Here is a 17,971-nt window from a genome sequence, read left to right on the forward strand (position 1 = left end):
AGCTTTAACGAGGGCGCTTCAGATGGACGCCCTTGAACGAACCCGGGCAAGGCGCTTCCCGATACCCATGGAGAATTCGATGAACACACATGCTGATCAGTTCCGAATTGGAGAGAAGGCGGCTTCCTTTTTACGCCAGGAGAAAAAACTCCTTATCGATGGAAAATGGGTGCCGGCTCAGTCCGGGAAGATTTTCGACACATATGATCCGGGCACGGGACGCATAATTGCACAGGTTCCGGAGGGCGACGCCGCCGATATCGACAATGCCGTCAAAGCTGCGCGGCGGGCCTTTGAAGAAGGCCCATGGAGCCGCATCACGCCCAGCGAACGTGGACGTCTCATCTGGAAACTGGCGGATCTGCTGGAACAGAACGCCGATGAACTGGCCGAACTGGAGGTTCTCAACAATGGCAAGCCGCTTGCCAATGCCCGGAATTCCGACGTCGCGCTCAGCGTGGATATGTTCCGCTACATGGCGGGCTGGGCGACCAAGATCACAGGGGAAACCATTTCGATCTCTGCGCCGGACAAGTACCATGCCTTCACGGTGCGCGAGCCGGTCGGTGTCGTCGGGCAGATCATTCCGTGGAATGCGCCACTGCTCATGCTGGCCTGGAAGGTAGCTCCGGCGCTGGCCACCGGCTGCACGATCGTGCTCAAGCCGGCGGAGCAGACGCCGCTGACGGCGCTGCGCTTCGGTGAACTGGTCCAGGAGGCCGGCATTCCCGCCGGCGTGATCAATATCGTGACCGGTTTTGGACCTACGGCGGGCGCAGCGATAGCCTCGCACCCCCAGATCGACAAGGTTGCCTTTACGGGTTCCAGTGAGGTCGGCCGCATCATCGTCAAGGCTGCCGCGGGCAATTTGAAGAAAGTGTCGCTCGAATTGGGAGGGAAGTCGCCCGTCATCGTCTTTCCCGATGCTGACATGTCGGTTGCCATTCCCGGTGTCACGCAGGGCATTTTTGCCAATAGCGGCCAGGTCTGCACCGCAGGATCGCGGCTGTTCGCCCACAAGAAGGTGTTCGACCAGATCGTGGATGGGATCGGCCAGCGGGCGGGGAACATCCGCGTTGGTCATGGCCTCAGCGAAGGCGTCCAGATGGGGCCGGTCATTTCCCCGGTCCAGTGCGACCGCGTCATGAGCTATATCGAGCAGGGCAGGAGCGCCGGTGCAACGGTGGCGTTTGGCGGCACGCGGATAGGCAATGAAGGCAACTTCATTGCGCCGACGGTGCTGACCGATACCCGACCCGACATGGCGGTGGTGCAGGAAGAGATTTTCGGTCCTGTCCTGTGCGCCATGAGCTTCGATGACGACGACCTGGAACAGATCGCGCGGCAGGCGAATGACAGCATCTTCGGACTAGCTGGCAGCGTCTGGACGCGGGACCTGAGCGTCGCCCACAAGATGGTACGGCGAATTCGCGCGGGCCGGATCGGGGTCAACGTACACGGCTCGGTGGACGCGGCGATACCCACCGGCGGCTTCAAGCAATCCGGCTGGGGCAGGGAACGGGGACAGGAAGGGCTGAACCTTTATACGGAGACCAAGTCGGTCATCATGTCGCTTTGAAGGCCTGCCAAACCTTTCGCGAACAGCCGGCAAGGTCGATCCTATCCATGCCGGCCATATGGCGGCGGCATGACCCCCGGTAACGAATATGACTGTGGCGCGCCATCGACCAGGAAGGCTATGTAACGATCGAGTACCGGCAAGCAGCGAGGTTCTGTTGAGCGCTTTGGATCGCCCGCTGTCACGCGTCCTGCGCGACGTGACCAGCCTCATCAATTCCAGCGTCGACCTCGAGACAACGCTGCAGCACCTTGTCGATGCGGCATGCCAGCACGATGCCTGGTCGATGGCGGCGGTGATGAGCATCGATCAGGCGGATGGCAATGCTGTGGTCGTGACCCGGCATGATCCTAGCCAGTTGACGAAGTCCTATCGCAACCGCTGGACGCTGGCGACAAGTCCATCCCTCATCGCGTTGACCCGCAATGATCCGGTGATCATTCGCGATGCCCAGGAGAGCATCGAATTTCCGGGCTATCGGGAAGAGGCAATCCAGCGCGGTTATCGCACTGTCGTGGTTTTGCCTCTGGGCTGCCGGGACATGGAAGACCGCGCGATGGTCTTGTCGGTGCAGTCGCGCGACGTTGTCGATCTGTCAGCGGCCGATCTCGCATTCCTGCAGACGATCGTCCATCTGGGCGCCATAGCCGTGGACAAGGCCCACAGGCTAAGGGCGGAACATGCTGCCGCCGCGCAACTCCAAAACGCACTTGCCGCGCATTCCTCCCTGATGCACCAGGTCCTGTCGGACGGTTCCGTCGCATCCGCGGCTTCCATGGTCGAAACCTTCCTGCCGAACGCAATCGTCGTGGTGGATCTGACTGCCAACCTGGTCGTTGCCGGACGTTCGCCCAAGCCGGACCTCATCGACACCGACCGCTGGCGCGAGGAGATGGACGATTGCATGAGCCGCCAGTTTCTCCGTCTTGCTCGCGATATCTCGGACCAGGCCGGGCTTGAAATGCGCAAGCTGTACCTGAACTGCGGCGGCCATCACCTCAACCTGCCGGCGGCGGTGGAGCCGTTGGTCGTGGATGGCAAGACGGTAGGGGCGCTGATCGTGTTTTCGCTCGACGCCAATTTCGGCGACCTCGATCATCTTCTTCTTCAGAGCGCTCGGTTCGCGCTCAGCGTCCAGTTGATGCGCAGCCATTTACGGTTCCAGACGGAATCGCAGACTTCCAGCGAATTGTTCATGGAAATCGTTTCCGGCAACTGGCGCAACGTGGACGATTTGACGGCGCGGGCGCGCCGGCTCGGCATTGACGTAAACGCCACCGCCAGGCTGGTCGCGATCGGCCTCCCGGAAACTGTGCCGGAAAAGGGCAAGACCATACCCGAACTGCACCGCGCCATCATGCGGCTCGCCGGCCAATTGGCGCCGCAGGCGACCGCCGCCGCATTGGGCGAGATCATTCTGTGCCGCATTCCCGACGCGCCCCGCGACGCGGACACGGTGGTCAAGACGTTTGTGCGCAAGCTGATCGAGGAAACGCAGTGGCTGATCGGCACCAAGCCGATCATCGTGGCGGGTAAGACCTGTTCGAGCATTCACGACTATCCCCAGGCATGGCTTGAATGCGAGCGCATGATCCGTCTTGCCGTCCGCTTCAACCGTACCGGGTTGCTTGCGCCCCAGGACTTCGGTCCTTTTCCGCTGCTGCTTTCGGCGGCCGACAGCAAGGAAGTGAGGTCGTTCGTGGATATCGCCATTGGCGCGGTCGTGCGTCACGACGAGGCGCATGCAACGGACTATATCAGGACCCTGACCGTCTTTCTGGAGCACGGTTGCCGCAGCCAGGCCTGCGCGGACGCGATGGAATTGCATGTTACTACGCTTCGTTATCGCCTGAACCGTATCCAGGAACTGTTTGGCATCGAGATCGATTCACCCGAACGTCGGTTCGCGCTTGAACTGGCAATACGCCTCAACGAGACCATTGCCCGGGAGCAACCTGTCTGATGCGGTCTCTGCTTCGTGTCCTAGGAGTCTGACTGCCGCCTCTCCTGCGTAGAGCAGGAAGACCCTCTCTCACGTCCCTTTATCCTTCCACCCTCCTGGAGAGGCAGGACGCATGACGGACAAGAGGGAAAAAGAGCTGAGCACGATCGATCCAGTGGAACTGCGGCGAACGTTCGGCACCTTCGTCACGGGCATCACGGTGGTGACGACGCGGGACGAAGATGGTTCGCCGCGCGGCATGACTGCGAATTCCTTCACCTCAGTCTCCCTTGAGCCGCCGCTGCTGCTCGTCTGCATAGGAAAGAGCGCCAGCAGCTTTCCGGCATTCAACACGGCCGAAGGCTTCGCCGTCAACGTACTGCACGAGCGCCAGAAGGAGGTGGCGAGCCTCTTCGCCTCGAAGTCACTCTCCAAGTTCGAGACGATAGCCCATACTACCGTGCATACGGGCTCGCCGGTGCTCACCGACAGCCTTACCTGGTTCGACTGCACGGTGCATGACCGTATCGAGGCGGGAGACCATGTGATCCTGATCGGCCGGGTGCGTGCTTTCGGCACCAGCCCTGCCGCTCCGCTAGGGTTTTGCCGGGGGCGCTATGTCTGCGTGGAAGACCCGATGCCGCCTGGCTGGACGCCTTCCCATCGCATGATCATCGGCTACCTGGTCGAGCATGACGGCCGCATCCTGCTGCGCGACGATGGCGCCGGAGGCTGGGAACTGCCGACGGCAACGCACCGTAAGCCGGGCGACATGCTCAGCTTCGAAGGCGGCGGCGTGGTTGCGCCGCTCACCAGCGATGCGTTTCTCTATTCGGTCTTCGATGTGGCCGACCAGCAGCCCGGTTATGTCGTTTACCGTGGCGCGCTCGCGGGCCCGCCCGGCGAAATTCCGGATTTGTCGCCGTCGCTGAGGTTCTTTGCCCATGAAGAGCTGCCTTGGGACAGCATTCCGATCAGGCAGATACGCGCAACGCTGCGCCGTTACCTGCATGAGCGCGCGGACTCTCGCTTCGGGATCTACGTCGATTCCAGCGATGGCGGCCGGGTGGCGATGATAGACGGCGCCCCGCGTCCGTGGCGGTCGCTTAACGGCTTGGCCGGCGACCGAGAAACCGCGAAGGGATGAGATGATGGACCTGACGCTGAAAATGATCGAAGGATCGCGCCAGGATCTTTTGATTGCCGGGGAGCGCGTCGCGCCGCGGTCCGGCCGCTACATGCCGAGCTACGATCCGACGAACGCGGCGCCTTGGTATGAGGTTGCCGACGCCGGGGCGGATGATGTCGACGCCGCCGTGCAGGCAGCCAAAAGAGCGTTTCACGATCCGGCCTGGCGCAGGCTGACGCAGACGGATCGCGGCAAGCTGCTGCGCCGGTTGGCCGATCTCATCGCGGAACACGCCGATGAACTCGCGGCCATCGAGACGCGTGACAACGGCAAGCTTCTGAAAGAGATGCGTGTGCAACTGCGCGCGGCGCCGGACAGCTATCTCTATTTCGCCGGAATGGCCGACAAGCTGCATGGCGAGACCATACCGGTCAATAAGCTCGATATGCTGAACTTCACGCTGCGCGAGCCCATCGGCGTGGTGGGCATGATCTCGCCGTGGAATTCACCGCTGATGCTGCTGACCGGCACGCTCGCACCCTGCCTGGCAATTGGCAATACGGTCGTGGTCAAGCCATCAGAGCATACTTCCGCGTCCACCCTTGCCCTCGCCGAACTGATTGCAAAAGCGGGCTTCCCGGCTGGCGTTTTCAATGTCGTTACCGGCAAGGGCGCCACGGCGGGCGAAGCGCTGACCTTGCATCCCGATGTCGCCAAGATCGCCTTCACGGGCAGTACGGCAACCGGCCGCCGCATCGCCGCCAACGCTGCCAGCCGACTTGTTTCGTGTCAGATGGAACTGGGCGGCAAGTCGCCTCATGTCGTATTCGCCGATACCGACATCGAGCGCGCGGTGAACGGCGTGGTTGCCGGCGTGTTCGCCGCTGCCGGGCAGACCTGTATCGCAGGTTCGCGCTGTTTCGTCGAAAAATCCATCTATGCCGCATTCGTAGAAAAGCTGGCGGATCGTACCAGGCGCGTGCGTATCGGCCATCCGACCGATGAGGCCACGGAAATCGGTCCGCTGGCGCTCGCTGCCCAACTCGACAAGGTCGAGCAGTATGTGGACTACGGCGTCGCCGATGGCGCGCGGCTGGTTGCCGGAGGCCACCGGCCGCGGCGGGACGACCTCCCCGGCGGCTGGTATTACGAGCCCACGGTTCTGGCGGATGCGCGCAACGACATGCGCTTCATGCGCGACGAAATTTTCGGGCCCGTCGTGGGCGTCGTGTCGTTCGACAATGAAAGCGAGCTGATTGGGCTTGCCAACGACACCCAGTATGGGCTGGCGGCGGGTGTCTGGACCCGCGACATCGACCGGGCGCTGCGCTTTGCGCGCAACGTTGATGCCGGCACGGTCTGGGTCAATACGTATCGCTCTGCTGCTTACATGTCGCCCTCCGGCGGGTTCAAGGAGAGCGGTTACGGCAAGCGCGGGGGCTTCGAGGTTATGCGCGAGTTCTCCCGCCTGAAGAATGTCGTCATCGACTACTCCGGCGCCACGCAGGACCCGTTCGTAATCCGGTTGCGCTGACGCTCATCCGACGGTTCCCTAATATTCGAAAAGGTCATTGCCATGAAATTTTCCGTTTCCCTGAACATGGAGAGGTTCAGTCCCGACAAGGATATGCGCCAGGTGGCGGCTGAGACGCTGGAACTGGTCCGTATGGCCGATGCCGGCGGCTTCGAGACCGCCTGGTCGCCCGAGCATCACACGATTGAATTCACGATCGCGCCCGGCCCGTTCCAGTTGCTGGTCTGGTGGGGAGCTCATACCGAACAGATCCGGCTTGGCACCGCCACCATCGTCGCGCCGTACTGGACCCCGATCCGTCTCGCGGGAGAGGCCGCACTTTGCGATCACCTGACGGGAGGGCGGCTGGAATTCGGCATCGCCCGCGGCGCCTATCAGTATGAATTTGACCGTATGGCGGGAGGCATCCCGCAACAGGAAGGCGGCGCCTACATGCAGGAACTGCTGCCGGCAGTCCAGAAATTATGGGCAGGCGACTACGCCCACGAGGGTAAGTATTACCACTTCCCGCTGGCAACCTCGGTGCCGAAGCCCTTGCAGCAACCCAACCCGCCCATCTGGGTGGCGGCGCGTGACCCCGGCACATTCGATTGGGCGGTGCGCAATGGCCACAACATCCTCTCCACGCCGTTGTCGCGGCCGGTCGCGGAAATCGGCATTCTCGGCGACAAGTTCAAGAAGGCGGTCCAGGATCATCCCGAAGTGCCGAGACCGCGGTTCATGATGCTGCGCCGCACTTGCGTGTATGAACGTCCCGAGGACTGGGAACTGCCGGTTCGCTACAGCTATCAATATGGGCGCAGCTTCGAGAACCTGTTCCAGAACATCGGCACGGTGAAGAACGGCTTTCCTGAAGCGGTTTCTTACGACACCGTTGGCAACAGCGGCGACTACGATCCGCGGTCGATCCGCGACAATCTCCTTTTCGGCACCCCGGACGAGGTGGTCGAAAAGCTGATGGTCTATGAAGCGGCGGGCGTAGACCAGTTCTGCCTCGGCCTCGCCTTCGACCTGCCGTTTGAGGTGCAGAAGAAATCGCTGGCGCTGTTCATCAAGGAAGTGATGCCCGTATTTGCGATGCGCGAGAAGGAAGCGGGCAGGGAAAAGTCGCGGGTGATCGCCTGATGGGAGCTGTCACGCCATGATTGTCGAGGAACGCATCTACAAGATAAGGGCCGGCCGTCTCGCCAGGTACATGCAGCTTATCAGCGAGGAAGGCCTTGCCATCCAGCAGCCGATCTTGGGGAACCTGATCGGCTATTTCCGCACCGAGATCGGACCTCTCAACCATGTCGTGCATCTATGGGGCTATAGCGACCTGAACGACCGCGCCGAGCGGCGTCAGCGGCTGGCCGAAGATCCCGCGTGGCGGGCGTTTACCGTCAAGCTCACCGAGAATATCGAAACGATGGAAAACCGAATCCTGATCCCGACCGATTTTTCACCGCTGCGGTAGGTTCAAGACCTCGCTTCCCGCTTGCCCGACCGCGAAAGAATTCAGGAGCCGGTCCGTGGTCATGACCCAGCCGTAGTTGCGCGCGAAAGCATCGAGCATGGCCTGCCGGCTGGGCGGATGGTTGGAAGAAACAGCATCCTCCACCACAATCGTGGGATAACCGAAATGCACGGCGTGACGGCAGCTATCTTCGACGCACATCTCCGCTACCGTGCCGACGAATACCAGACCGTCCACCGCAAGCAGCTTGAGCGTCTTGGCAAGATCCGTGGCATGAAAGGCGCTGAAATAGACCTTGTCCAGCACGATATCGCCATCCTGTGGCGCAAGCTCGTCAATCACCTCCGCGGCATCCCGCATGCCCTCGACATCGCCGTAGGAGCGCATGAAGCCTGGTACGCACGCATGGGTCGGCGCATCGGTCAGCTTGATCCAGGTCAGCTTGCCGGCGAGGGCCTGATACAGGGAGTCGGCAACGTATCGCGTGAATACCACCGGCTTGCCGTTGCCGCGAAACGCCGCAATGAGTCTGCCGATCGAAGGTATGGTTTCGCGCGCGGATGCAACCTCCATCGGCGCATGCCTGCGCACGAAATCGTTCTGCATGTCCACGACCATGAGGGCAGGGTTTTTAAGCGAAGCCAGCACGCCGTTTCTCCATACGGGCGCCCCGGATTATACCTATCCGGGTAGCGGAGAGCCTATACCATCGAACCCGCGAGCCGTATGCTTTCCTTCGTAGCACTGGGCTACGCGGGTATCCTGCCGAACGGGGGAAGACGGCGGGTGCAGTTCTATCTTCATTAATCGGGATCGTGGCTCTGGAATGTGCTGACTATCGTCCGCCAGGCCAGGAGTGGAGGACAGGTGTGACGGATCGCATAACGGTCGAGGGCGTGTACAAGATTTTCGGCAGATCGCCGGAATCGGCTTTGGCCATGCTGAAGTCTGGCGAGACAAAGGAAGCTGTGCTCCAGAAGACCGGGCAGGTCGTCGGCTTGAGCGACGTGTCGCTGTCCGTTCCCGTCGGTTCGATTTACATGATCATGGGCTTGTCCGGCTCCGGTAAGTCGACGCTTGCGCGATGCATCAATCGCCTCATCGAGCCGAATGCAGGGCGCATCCTTATCGATGGCGAGGAGATCACCGGCGCCAGCGAAGCGCGGCTGCGCGAAATCCGCCGGACGCGTATCTCCATGGTGTTCCAGCACTTCGGCCTGTTGCCGAACAGAACTGTGTTGGAGAATGCCGAGTTCGGCCTGAAACTGCGCGGTGTGCCAGCCGCCGCGCGCAGGAAGAAGGTGATGGAGGTGCTGGAGGTCGTCGGGCTGGCTTCGTGGGCAAATCATCTTCCCGGTACGCTGAGCGGCGGCATGCGTCAGCGCGTCGGATTGGCCCGCGCACTCGCCACGGATGCCGATGTCCTGATCATGGACGAGGCTTTCAGCGCGCTGGACCCACTCATCCGCAGCGAAATGCAGGACGAACTGCTGCGCCTGCACAGGACTTTCCACAAGACCATCCTGTTCATCACGCATGATTTCCAGGAGGCGCTGAAGCTCGGAAGCAGGGTCGCCATCATGGCGGATGGAATGGTGATGCGCGAAGGCGTTCCGCAGGACATCGTGACCAAGCCCGGCAATGACTACGTCGCAGCCTTCACCCGCGACGTCAACCGGGCCCATCTGTTCGATGCGAGTTCCGTGATGGTGGAAAGCAGCCCGCTCCGGCTAGACGGACGTGCGTCCGGCGGCCGCGATGCCGATGGCGAACCGGTGTTCATCGTCGACGATTCGATGCAGGTCGTGGGTGTCGTCGGACCACGCCAGTTGCCACGCCTCGCCGATGGTTCGGCGATCCAATCATTGATGAGCAAGGACTATGAGACGGTATGCGGCACGGAAAAGCTGTCGGTGGTGGCCAGCCTGTGCCATCGAGACCGGCCGATAGCCGTTGTTGACGAGGGCGGCCGATATTTGGGGCGTGTCGATCCACTCCAGATCCTGTCCCGCATTGGCGCTCCGGCGGCGGCTTCCTCGCAATCCCGGGGAGCGGAGGCCTGATCATGCTGGATGTCGATAATCTCTATGTCATCCCGCTGGACCAGTGGATCCAGGTCGGCGTCCGCTGGCTGGCAATGCATTTCCGGCCGCTTTTCCAGACCATCAAGTGGCCCGTCGAGACCCTTCTGACCGCGATCGACCATGGACTCCATGCCATTCCGTTTCCAATCCTGATCGGGATCTTTGCCCTCATCGCATGGCGCTCCGCATCGCGTGGCGTGGCTATATTCACGCTGCTTTCGCTGACCCTGATTGCCTTCATGGGCCTGTGGGCGGAAGCGATTACCACCCTGTCGCTCATCGCCACGGCAATCGTGGTGTGCGTCATTCTTGGCATTCCAATCGGAATCCTGTGCGCGCGCCACGATCGCGCCTGGACCATCGTGCGGCCGGTGCTCGATGTCATGCAGACGACGCCCAGCTTCGTCTACCTGGTCCCGGTGGTCATGCTGTTCGGCGTCGGAACGGTGCCTGGGGCAGTCGCGGTCATCGTGGCGGCGATATCGCCGCTGATCCGCTTCACCAATCTCGGGATTCGTCTTGTCGACAAGGAGATGGTCGAGGCGGGGCGGGCCTTCGGTGCCACCGATCGCCAACTTCTCTGGGAAGTCCAACTTCCATTGGCCTTGCCAACCATTCTGGGCGGCCTCAACCAGACAGTACTGATGGCTATGGTCATGTCGGTGATCGTATCCATGATCGGGGCCGAAGGGCTCGGACTTGTGGTCCTGCAGGGGCTGGGACGTCTCGATGTCGGCATGGCTGCCGTCGGCGGCATCGCCATCGTCCTGCTAGCCATGATCCTCGATCGCATCACGCAGGGCCTGGCCAACCAGGACAAGGCCGGACCAACCCGGGGCATCCGGGCCGCCCTGGCTCAGTTGCTGCGTCCCAGAAATGAGGAAGCGGGGAGTTTCGAAACGAACCACCAGCAGGTTTGAACACCGTCTCGATCAGGCGGAACGACGCAACAAATATCACAACAAGGGGAGAATACATGTCGGCGAATTATCGATACCGCAAAGGGCTGAGACTGGCCTGCGCCATGGCTGTTGCAGCAACCATGATGGGTGGGCAGAGTTTTGCGCAGGATAAGCCTGGCGAAGGCAAGACCATTCGTTTCACGTCCTCCGACAGCCTGGGCGCCAACTATATTCAGGACCAGGTCCTGATAGCGGGCCTCGAGAAACTCGGTTACGACGTAAAGTTGTCGACCATGAACATGTCGGCGATCCTGCAGGCCATTTCGCAGGACGACCTCGACATGACCGGCGACATCAACTGGCCGCAGGCCGAGCCCGCCATCGCACAGATCTCGGATACGGTCGAACTGATCAATGAAGGCACGATCGCGGGCGGCGGCATCAACGGCTACATGATCGACAAGAAGACAGCCGAAGCCAACAACATCACCAATGTCTCGCAACTGAAGGACCCGAAGATCGCCGCCTTGTTCGACACCGACGGTGACGGAAAAGCCAATCTGGTGAATTGCGATCCCGCTTGGAAGTGCGGTGACGTCGTCGATTTCCAGGTCAAGGAGTTCGGCTTGAGCGATACGGTGCGCTCCATCCGCGCCAAATACGAGCCGCTGATCGGCGAGGTCTTTGCACGGGCCGACCGAGGAGAGCCGATCCTTCTTTACACCTGGAGCCCATCCTGGATCGTCTATCGGCTGAAGCCCGGCAAGGACGTGGTGTGGCTGCCGATCCCGTATGACGCTCTTCCCGAGGGCGTATCGAAACCGAAGACGCACGAGGTCAAGGACGTGGTTGGCTGTGCGGGGGGGCAGAACCCATGCCGCATGGCGGTTGGCCCATGGAACTGGCGCACGCTCGCCAACAAGAAGTTCCTGGCTGACAATCCGGCGGCCAAGAAATTCATCGAACAAGCGAAATGGTCGCTGGACATCTGGAGCCAGTGGGAAGGCGATCTGGGGGCCGGCAACAAGACCGACGCCGAGATCAAGAAGATCGCCAACGACTGGATTGCCGCAAATCAGTCGGAGTTCGATGGCTGGGTAAAGAATGCGGCTGCCGCCGGGAAATAATCCGGGCAGGCCTCTATCGTGGCCTGTTATCACAATGGTGGCGGACCCTGTCCGCCACCATTGTGATTGAGGAGACCGATTGCCGGCCAAGCGTTTTCGCTTCATGGCGACGTTTCCTTATGGGGAGCGGCTACACAGGCTCATGCAAAGGGCAGGCGATCGTTTGGACATGCGGCCTCAGAGACGATTATCTCGGGATAAATAGCTGCCGCCGCGCCTGATCGAGCGCGGGCCGCTTGGTATAGTGAGAAAAACTGAGTGAAGCCTTATTTCACGCGCAGCTATTACTCTAGGTCGCGCGTGAAGGTTCCGTTCTCCTTGAGCCCCCCGCTGTCGTGGAACTTGACATCCAGACGCCAATGCGAACGGCGGCGGCATGTCGTTACAAGCGCGAAACCGTCGCCAGGGGCGAAACTTGTCTGCACCTCGCAACAATACGGCCCCTGCTCAGGATCGGGATCGGGAAAGCAAAAAGTCTCATTGGCCTGGAAATTGTCGGCAGTTCCGTTCGCAAACGGATATGGCGCGTACAGCGCCGAACTGTGGATACAATGCAGGATGCTCTGCTTGCCGGTTTTGCTGTTTGTTACACGAGCGGTGACCAGGCTGCTCACGTGCTCGTCACCCGACAGGAATACCAGTCCCTTTATTTCCTTGTTGCACACGAACCTGAGCAGTTTATGTAAGGAAAACGGGTATCCATCCCACGCGTCCGAACGCAAGGCACAAGTGGGGGCCTCGGCCACCTCCCGCCGCCGCGGCAGCACTGCCGAGGATGTGAGAACAAATTTGGGCATTTCGGTGTGTTCAGGCTTGGTAAGCCATTCACAAAGTTTGGCGAATTGCGTTGAACCCATGATCCGCGCTTCGCACCAGTTCGAAACCGTCCGTCCTTGACGTTCGGTGCGCGTGTCGCAAAGGAAGAATGGCATACCGTTGTGGGTTAAATCGTCTCGCCAGATGTGTGCCGGCAGGCGCTTTTCCAGCACCTCGGTCTTGCCACGTTCGTACCTGAAGTAAGCCAGCTTCCCAGGCTTTATGACGATATCATTCTTGCGCATCGCCGGGTCAGGGTCTTTTGCCCAATTGTCGCGAATCTCATGATCGTCCAGCATCATTTCAACCGCCATGTCCAAGCGCTGCATCACCGCCTTCACACCGCGGCTCTGGCCCCGGCGTTCGTAGGGTATTCGGAATCGGTCGTTGACTACCTTAGGGTCGAAAAGCCCTGCCGTAGCGTCGATATATACCTGATCGCCGGCCAGCAGCAGCAACGTTGGGGCGCCGGGTTTGCCCAGTAGATCGCCGAGCGCGAGCAGAGACGCATCCGCGGGCCCTCGTGTCGCATGCTGACCGTCGGGCATGTGGTCGAGGAAATCACTGGGGTATTGGCAACTTGCGAGAGCGAATGAAAGGTTCGATACCGCGCGGGCATCGCTCTTGTGCCGATGGCTTCTGTGCGACCTTCCAGGCCTGCCGACGATCAGGCCACCTCGCAAATCTTCCAATGTGTCAGTCTCGAGCGCATACCGAATAGCCTCGGCGGCCCTCTTCACCGCGTTCTTGGCATGCGAACCTGTGTCGAGGATTTCAGGTGGTGATCCCGCCGCGTCGGGCAGTTTCGGTAACCGAGCCAAGCCGCCAATACCCTGCGCCTGAACGTACAGCAGCAAGACCAGTACCTGCTGCGCTTCAGGCCACTCATGGAGCGGAACTTCAAATACGTAAGGAGATGCGGGTTGCTTAATATAGTAATGCGGAAGACTATTATAGAGGCTATCGTCGCTCTGTCCTTTCTCGTCGCCGCGGCTCGTAACCGGCGGACCGATCATGTGCAGGCGGTCGCCCTTTGCGTAGACGGGAACAATGAAAGCTGCATGAGGCAAGCCCCGCCCTCCGCTATCGGCCGCTTGCACCAGGATCTTGCCCGCCTCGACCTCTACGCGCACCCCGAAGGCGGGCGCCCTGGCTTCAGAGGGGAGAGAATGCGTCATGGCTTTTCCTCCAAGGGCCCCGGCATATCGGAGATATCCGGCATTCCTAGGTATTTCGCTATAACGCCGCAGATCGACGAGGCGTCTTTGCCGATCAGGCAATCCTGATGACCGTGGCCGGCAATGCACCAGGTCAGGTAGGACGGTTGGCCGAGCGCCAGGAACTGGCCGCTTTTGTCAATAAGATCCCTGATTTCTTCCTCCGATTGCACCGCCTCGACCGCATGCAGAGATGAGTTCAAATGCGGCACGCCGGCCCCTTTGAGCATATTTCGCATCAGTCTTAGCGTTGAGGGGGCGACCAAACCGTTTTCCGCTCCATGGATCGACATCATCGGGAATCTCAGTCGATCCCTCACCCGGTCCGGCAGCACATAGCGATTTATGCCGGCGCGATCGGTCACGGTGTTGAAGCCAGCAAAATGTATGACCTGCGAGACTGTCTCGACGCTGAGCGGGCCGAAGAAATCGTCGATGTGGTCGAGTACGAGGTCAGAGAGATTGTTGAGCGAGAAGGTGCGTGCATAGAGCGCGTCCATCCGATGTCTTGTGCCGACCCAAGGCGTCGCTTTGCCTGGGGGCCAGAGGGGATTCTCGCGCCGATACTCGTCGGACGGCAGCCACATTGCCGAGAGCGCTCTGTCGAGCAATTGACCGGCGAGCGAGATATCGCCATGCGGACTAAACACATAGTCTTCAAGTTGAAGAAAATAACGTACATATCGCATCACATATGCGGCGAGCACATTTGCCGAACTCAACAGCATTGCCGGGCCGACTTGCGAAAACACCACGCGCCCGATCTTATTGTGCAAATTCCTTCGATCATGCTCGCCAAGCACTGCCATGCTGAACATTGCCGCGCCCATGCAATGGCAGACGACATCGAGCCTTTCCTGCCCTGTCGCAGCCAGCACGTGTTGGACGGCGATCGGAATGTCATTCTCCGCCATCTCCTCAAAAGACCAACCGCCTGTGGCGGTAGTCAGGCCTGAACTCGATCGCATATCGAGCACCCAGACATCGCGCCCAGCATCACACAGCGATTGAGCGAGGTTGCCGGGTACGGCAGCATGAGCAAATGTGGTGCCGCTCGCACTGTAACCATGGATGAGCAAGACGGGGCGTTTCGGGACGCCCTTCTCGATCACCTTTGCGGAACTGCCGTCATAGCGGGCCAGGCGAATGCGGATCGGCGGGCTGAGCTGACCTTTCAAGGTCAACCAGTCGATTTGGGGCGCAGGTAAGCCCGGCACCGCCCCGGGCAACCGTTGTGGTTCACGCGCAGATGGCGGGTCGGGGCGGCGAAAACTCAGTGCATGTATCTGAAGCACGACGCGAAAACCGTAGAGTATGAAAGAGGCCAGATCTGCCAGTGCCGCGACACGGTCTTGCTGCCCCACTATCCGCAGCAGAGGCACCGATTGCCGCGCCAGGTATCGTTTGTTTAGCTCTAGCGACGGTAGCTTCTTGCCAATGACGGTCTTGCTCATCTGCGGGAAAACTTCGACCGACATCTCCATCAATTGCTGCCAAGGGCTGGCGCCGCGCGCATAGGTGAGCCGCTTCACCGCTCTGATTTTCTTCTGCGTGAACAGAGAGCTGTCGAACCTCGCGCCCGTGCCGAGATCTTCCGGCTCGACAACCTTGTCGATGTGCAAATCGTATTCGATCAGGCGGACCCCGCCCGCACGCGAGCACAGGTGCAGAATGTCGAGCAGTCTGAGATGGGATGCCCCTCCGCTAGGCGGCGTGAAACGCAACCATTCCTGGCCCTGGCGGACCAAGCGGTAAGCAAAGTCGCGCATCCCGCGGTTGAGCGCCCACGCAAGGATAGCGCGCAGCATTCGGGGCACGGGGCGCGATTTTTCCAGATCGAACAGGTGGAGCGATCCCGAGATCTCCGCCTCGAGCGCAACATGGCTTTCATAGGCCTGATCTGCAATGGGGTCGAACTCCTTTCCTGCACGCAGAATGCGCAGCCGACCATGGGCAATCGGCAAACACCGTCCACGGGGCGTTTGCAGCGCGTAGAGATCGGTGAGCACCACCGGCTTGGTGGTTAGCGTCAGTTCGACCATGTGTGGTTTCACACCGTTGCCGCGCATAGCCAGAGGGACCTTGCCGCGCACCTGTTCGGTCAGTTCGATGCTGGTAGGCGTAGGCGCAGGGTTCGTCCGCGGCGTGGAATATATCGGCCGCGTTTCGCCACGAGAGTTCCCAGGCAAGGGTGCATTGATCAAACGGCCGCCACTGAGTTGCCATTCCTCCTTGAGCTCGGTGATCGCTCGCAATGCCAGAACGGCTATGGTCAAGGCGGGATTGATGCCCAGCGACGTGGGCACGACCGAGCCATCGAGCACGATCAACCCTTCGTGAGTGCGTCTGAGGCCGACCGCAGCGGCATCGAACACGCGGCCGCAATGATCGGTCACGCCTTGGCGAACGTCGTCACCCATGGCGCAGCCCCCAAGGGGATGCACCGTCAGCAGCGGCCCGCGTTGGCGACCGAACACGGCTTCGAGCCTGTCGGACAAAGGTCGCCACAACAGGTTGTTCACCAGCCGTCCGCCCAATCCAGACTCTCGAAGCAACTTGCCAAGGCGCGCATGATGGTTCTCCAGCCGGGGGTCCAGTCGCAACTCCGGCCAGCGCACCGTGAGCATCCCGTCGGCGAGCATTTTTTCAGGATCGTCTTGCTTCTCATCGGCGCTGTTTTGCATCGAGGGCCCTAGCGCCAGTGCTCCCTCCGCGTCGTCGCGGCCGATCATAGCCAACACCAGGGAGTTGGTGATGGCGGCTGGATTGACGGCTGCATCGTCTGCCCGTGAAGGATTCGGCTCATGCTTCGCCCAGTCGCCATCGGCGACGCGATTGAGCACATCGAATGTGGTGGCGCTTTCCTCAAATAAGCGGCGCAGCGGTCCCGGTACGGCAAGATCCTGGATCACCAGGTCAGTAGCCGCGTTGCCGTCGCGCAGATCGATCATTGCGGTTATCGTCGGGCCGACCGCGCGACCGCAATCCTCGCTTTTGATGTTTGGGGCCGGATTCTCGGTTTCGTCAGCGACGCCATTCACCCGTGCCGCCAAATCATGGGCAACGACGAGCATGTCACCATTGGCGGAGAACTTGCTTCCCAGCTGATCGGAGAACTTTATCCCGCGGATTTGCGAGCGCATCAAAATTTCCGTCGAGCCGAATGTGCCTGCTGCAAGGATCACGCGCCTCGCCAGCAGCGCGAACGGCTTCCGCTGGTTATCGCGTAGATGGCCGTCGGTGTGATTGACGTCCAACTGCCATCCTTCGCCCGCGCGCAAAACGCGCAAGACGGTGGCGCCAGTGACGATTCGTACTCCGCTTTGTCGAGCCAGCCGCAACAAATTCAGGTCGAGGGATTCTTTGGCATTGTAGTTGCAACCAGTGGCGCAGTCGCCGCAACGGCGACATTCGCTCATCGCGACCCCGGCGTGGTTGGTGTGGCAATCGGAAGCGACGGTTATGTGAGCGGGTCGTGCTTTGCCACCAGCCAAATTTCTAATTGCTTCGGACTTGGCCAGGAAAGGCTTGGTGACACGTATCGGCTTGGCTCCCAGCCAATCGCCCAGCCGTTTAGCCGTCTCTGTGAGCGTCGTATCTCTGCGGATTTTGGTGGGCCAGCGTGCTTCCCGGAAAATCGCCGGCAGCGGCATCTCCATCACGCCGGCGTTAATTAATGAGCCTCCACCCAAGCCACACGCGACGAGAGCTACCGCGTCGTCGCTGCAGCGCAAGTCGTAAAGACCATCGAACACGCCGCGTTGGCGTTTCGCAAAGGGGGTGGCAAAGCGGACGTGGCCGCCCAGATCGGCCAATCGCGAAGGGAACATTCCGGCCAGGTACTCCTTGCCGCGTTCCAGTACGCAGATTTTTAAAGATTGGCCTTGCACATCCTTGCAGGCGCTCAATTCGGCGGCAGCCACCGAGCCGCCATAGCCGCTGCCAACGATGGCAACATCAAAGTCATATCCGCCCTTGACGGTTGTCCTTTCCCTATCGGCGATCTGCGGAAAATCGTGGACCAATGTCTCGAGTCGGTGCGAGAGCCAAGCCGTCGCACGTGGCGGCTCCGGCGCTGCCTTGATGTGTACAGGCAATGCGTCCTCCCTAATTTAGATATCAATCATATACGAAATTTGGTGTAACGTCAGGAAGTCACGCAATCTATCGGGGCGATATTCATTC

At 60.5% G+C, this 17,971-nt stretch carries 12 protein-coding genes; 9 read left to right on the forward strand and 3 right to left on the reverse strand.

What is annotated here, in order from left to right; all coding sequences use genetic code 11:
* Positions 1 to 22: 22 nt before the first annotated feature.
* The 6 genes from FJ443_RS27525 (at position 23) to FJ443_RS27550 (ending at position 7,640) form a co-directional block, all read left to right on the forward strand.
* Entirely contained in the window at positions 23 to 1,579 is a 1,557-nt protein-coding gene (locus FJ443_RS27525; protein ID WP_281405534.1) for an aldehyde dehydrogenase family protein, read from the forward strand.
* An 88-nt stretch (positions 1,580 to 1,667) separates the two neighbouring features.
* Positions 1,668 to 3,542 (forward strand): helix-turn-helix domain-containing protein, encoded by a 1,875-nt coding sequence (locus FJ443_RS27530; RefSeq protein ID WP_140666409.1) that lies wholly within the window; start codon positions 1,668 to 1,670, stop codon positions 3,540 to 3,542.
* Between the two features lie 112 nt (positions 3,543 to 3,654).
* Entirely contained in the window at positions 3,655 to 4,668 is a 1,014-nt protein-coding gene (locus tag FJ443_RS27535) for a flavin reductase (protein ID WP_140498492.1), read from the forward strand.
* A gap of 4 nt (positions 4,669 to 4,672) precedes the next feature.
* A complete protein-coding gene (locus tag FJ443_RS27540) occupies positions 4,673 to 6,184 on the forward strand; it encodes an aldehyde dehydrogenase (RefSeq protein ID WP_140581327.1) in 1,512 nt (503 codons plus the stop codon).
* A gap of 42 nt (positions 6,185 to 6,226) precedes the next feature.
* The gene (locus FJ443_RS27545) at positions 6,227 to 7,309 is read left to right on the forward strand and encodes an LLM class flavin-dependent oxidoreductase (RefSeq protein ID WP_140498491.1); all 1,083 of its coding nucleotides are present in this window, start codon (positions 6,227 to 6,229) and stop codon (positions 7,307 to 7,309) included.
* Between the two features lie 16 nt (positions 7,310 to 7,325).
* A complete protein-coding gene (locus FJ443_RS27550; RefSeq protein WP_140498490.1) occupies positions 7,326 to 7,640 on the forward strand; it encodes an NIPSNAP family protein in 315 nt (104 codons plus the stop codon).
* Here the strand turns inward: FJ443_RS27550 and FJ443_RS27555 are convergent.
* Positions 7,626 to 8,288: a cysteine hydrolase gene (locus FJ443_RS27555; RefSeq protein ID WP_140581325.1), complete on the reverse strand. Its 663-nt coding sequence runs from the start codon at positions 8,286 to 8,288 to the stop codon at positions 7,626 to 7,628. The genes FJ443_RS27550 and FJ443_RS27555 overlap by 15 nt on opposite strands.
* A 221-nt stretch (positions 8,289 to 8,509) precedes the next feature.
* Between FJ443_RS27555 and FJ443_RS27560 the strand changes: the two genes are divergently transcribed.
* The 3 genes from FJ443_RS27560 to proX are packed head-to-tail and all read left to right on the forward strand — an operon-like array spanning position 8,510 to position 11,753.
* Positions 8,510 to 9,703, forward strand: coding sequence for a glycine betaine/L-proline ABC transporter ATP-binding protein (locus FJ443_RS27560; protein WP_140525291.1), 1,194 nt, complete (start codon positions 8,510 to 8,512; stop codon positions 9,701 to 9,703).
* Between the two features lie 2 nt (positions 9,704 to 9,705).
* Entirely contained in the window at positions 9,706 to 10,644 is a 939-nt protein-coding gene (locus tag FJ443_RS27565) for a proline/glycine betaine ABC transporter permease (RefSeq protein ID WP_140498487.1), read from the forward strand.
* A gap of 56 nt (positions 10,645 to 10,700) precedes the next feature.
* A complete protein-coding gene (gene proX / locus FJ443_RS27570; protein WP_224519139.1) occupies positions 10,701 to 11,753 on the forward strand; it encodes a glycine betaine/L-proline ABC transporter substrate-binding protein ProX in 1,053 nt (350 codons plus the stop codon).
* A gap of 284 nt (positions 11,754 to 12,037) precedes the next feature.
* Here the strand turns inward: proX and FJ443_RS27575 are convergent, their stop codons facing one another.
* Positions 12,038 to 13,747, reverse strand: coding sequence for an alkaline phosphatase D family protein (locus tag FJ443_RS27575; RefSeq protein WP_140666411.1), 1,710 nt, complete (start codon positions 13,745 to 13,747; stop codon positions 12,038 to 12,040).
* A complete protein-coding gene (locus FJ443_RS27580) occupies positions 13,744 to 17,883 on the reverse strand; it encodes a GMC family oxidoreductase N-terminal domain-containing protein (RefSeq protein ID WP_140666412.1) in 4,140 nt (1,379 codons plus the stop codon). Before FJ443_RS27580 ends, FJ443_RS27575 begins: the two co-directional genes overlap by 4 nt.
* Positions 17,884 to 17,971 lie beyond the last annotated feature (88 nt).

It is taken from the genome of Mesorhizobium sp. B2-6-1 (assembly GCF_006440475.1).
Lineage (GTDB): Bacteria > Pseudomonadota > Alphaproteobacteria > Rhizobiales > Rhizobiaceae > Mesorhizobium.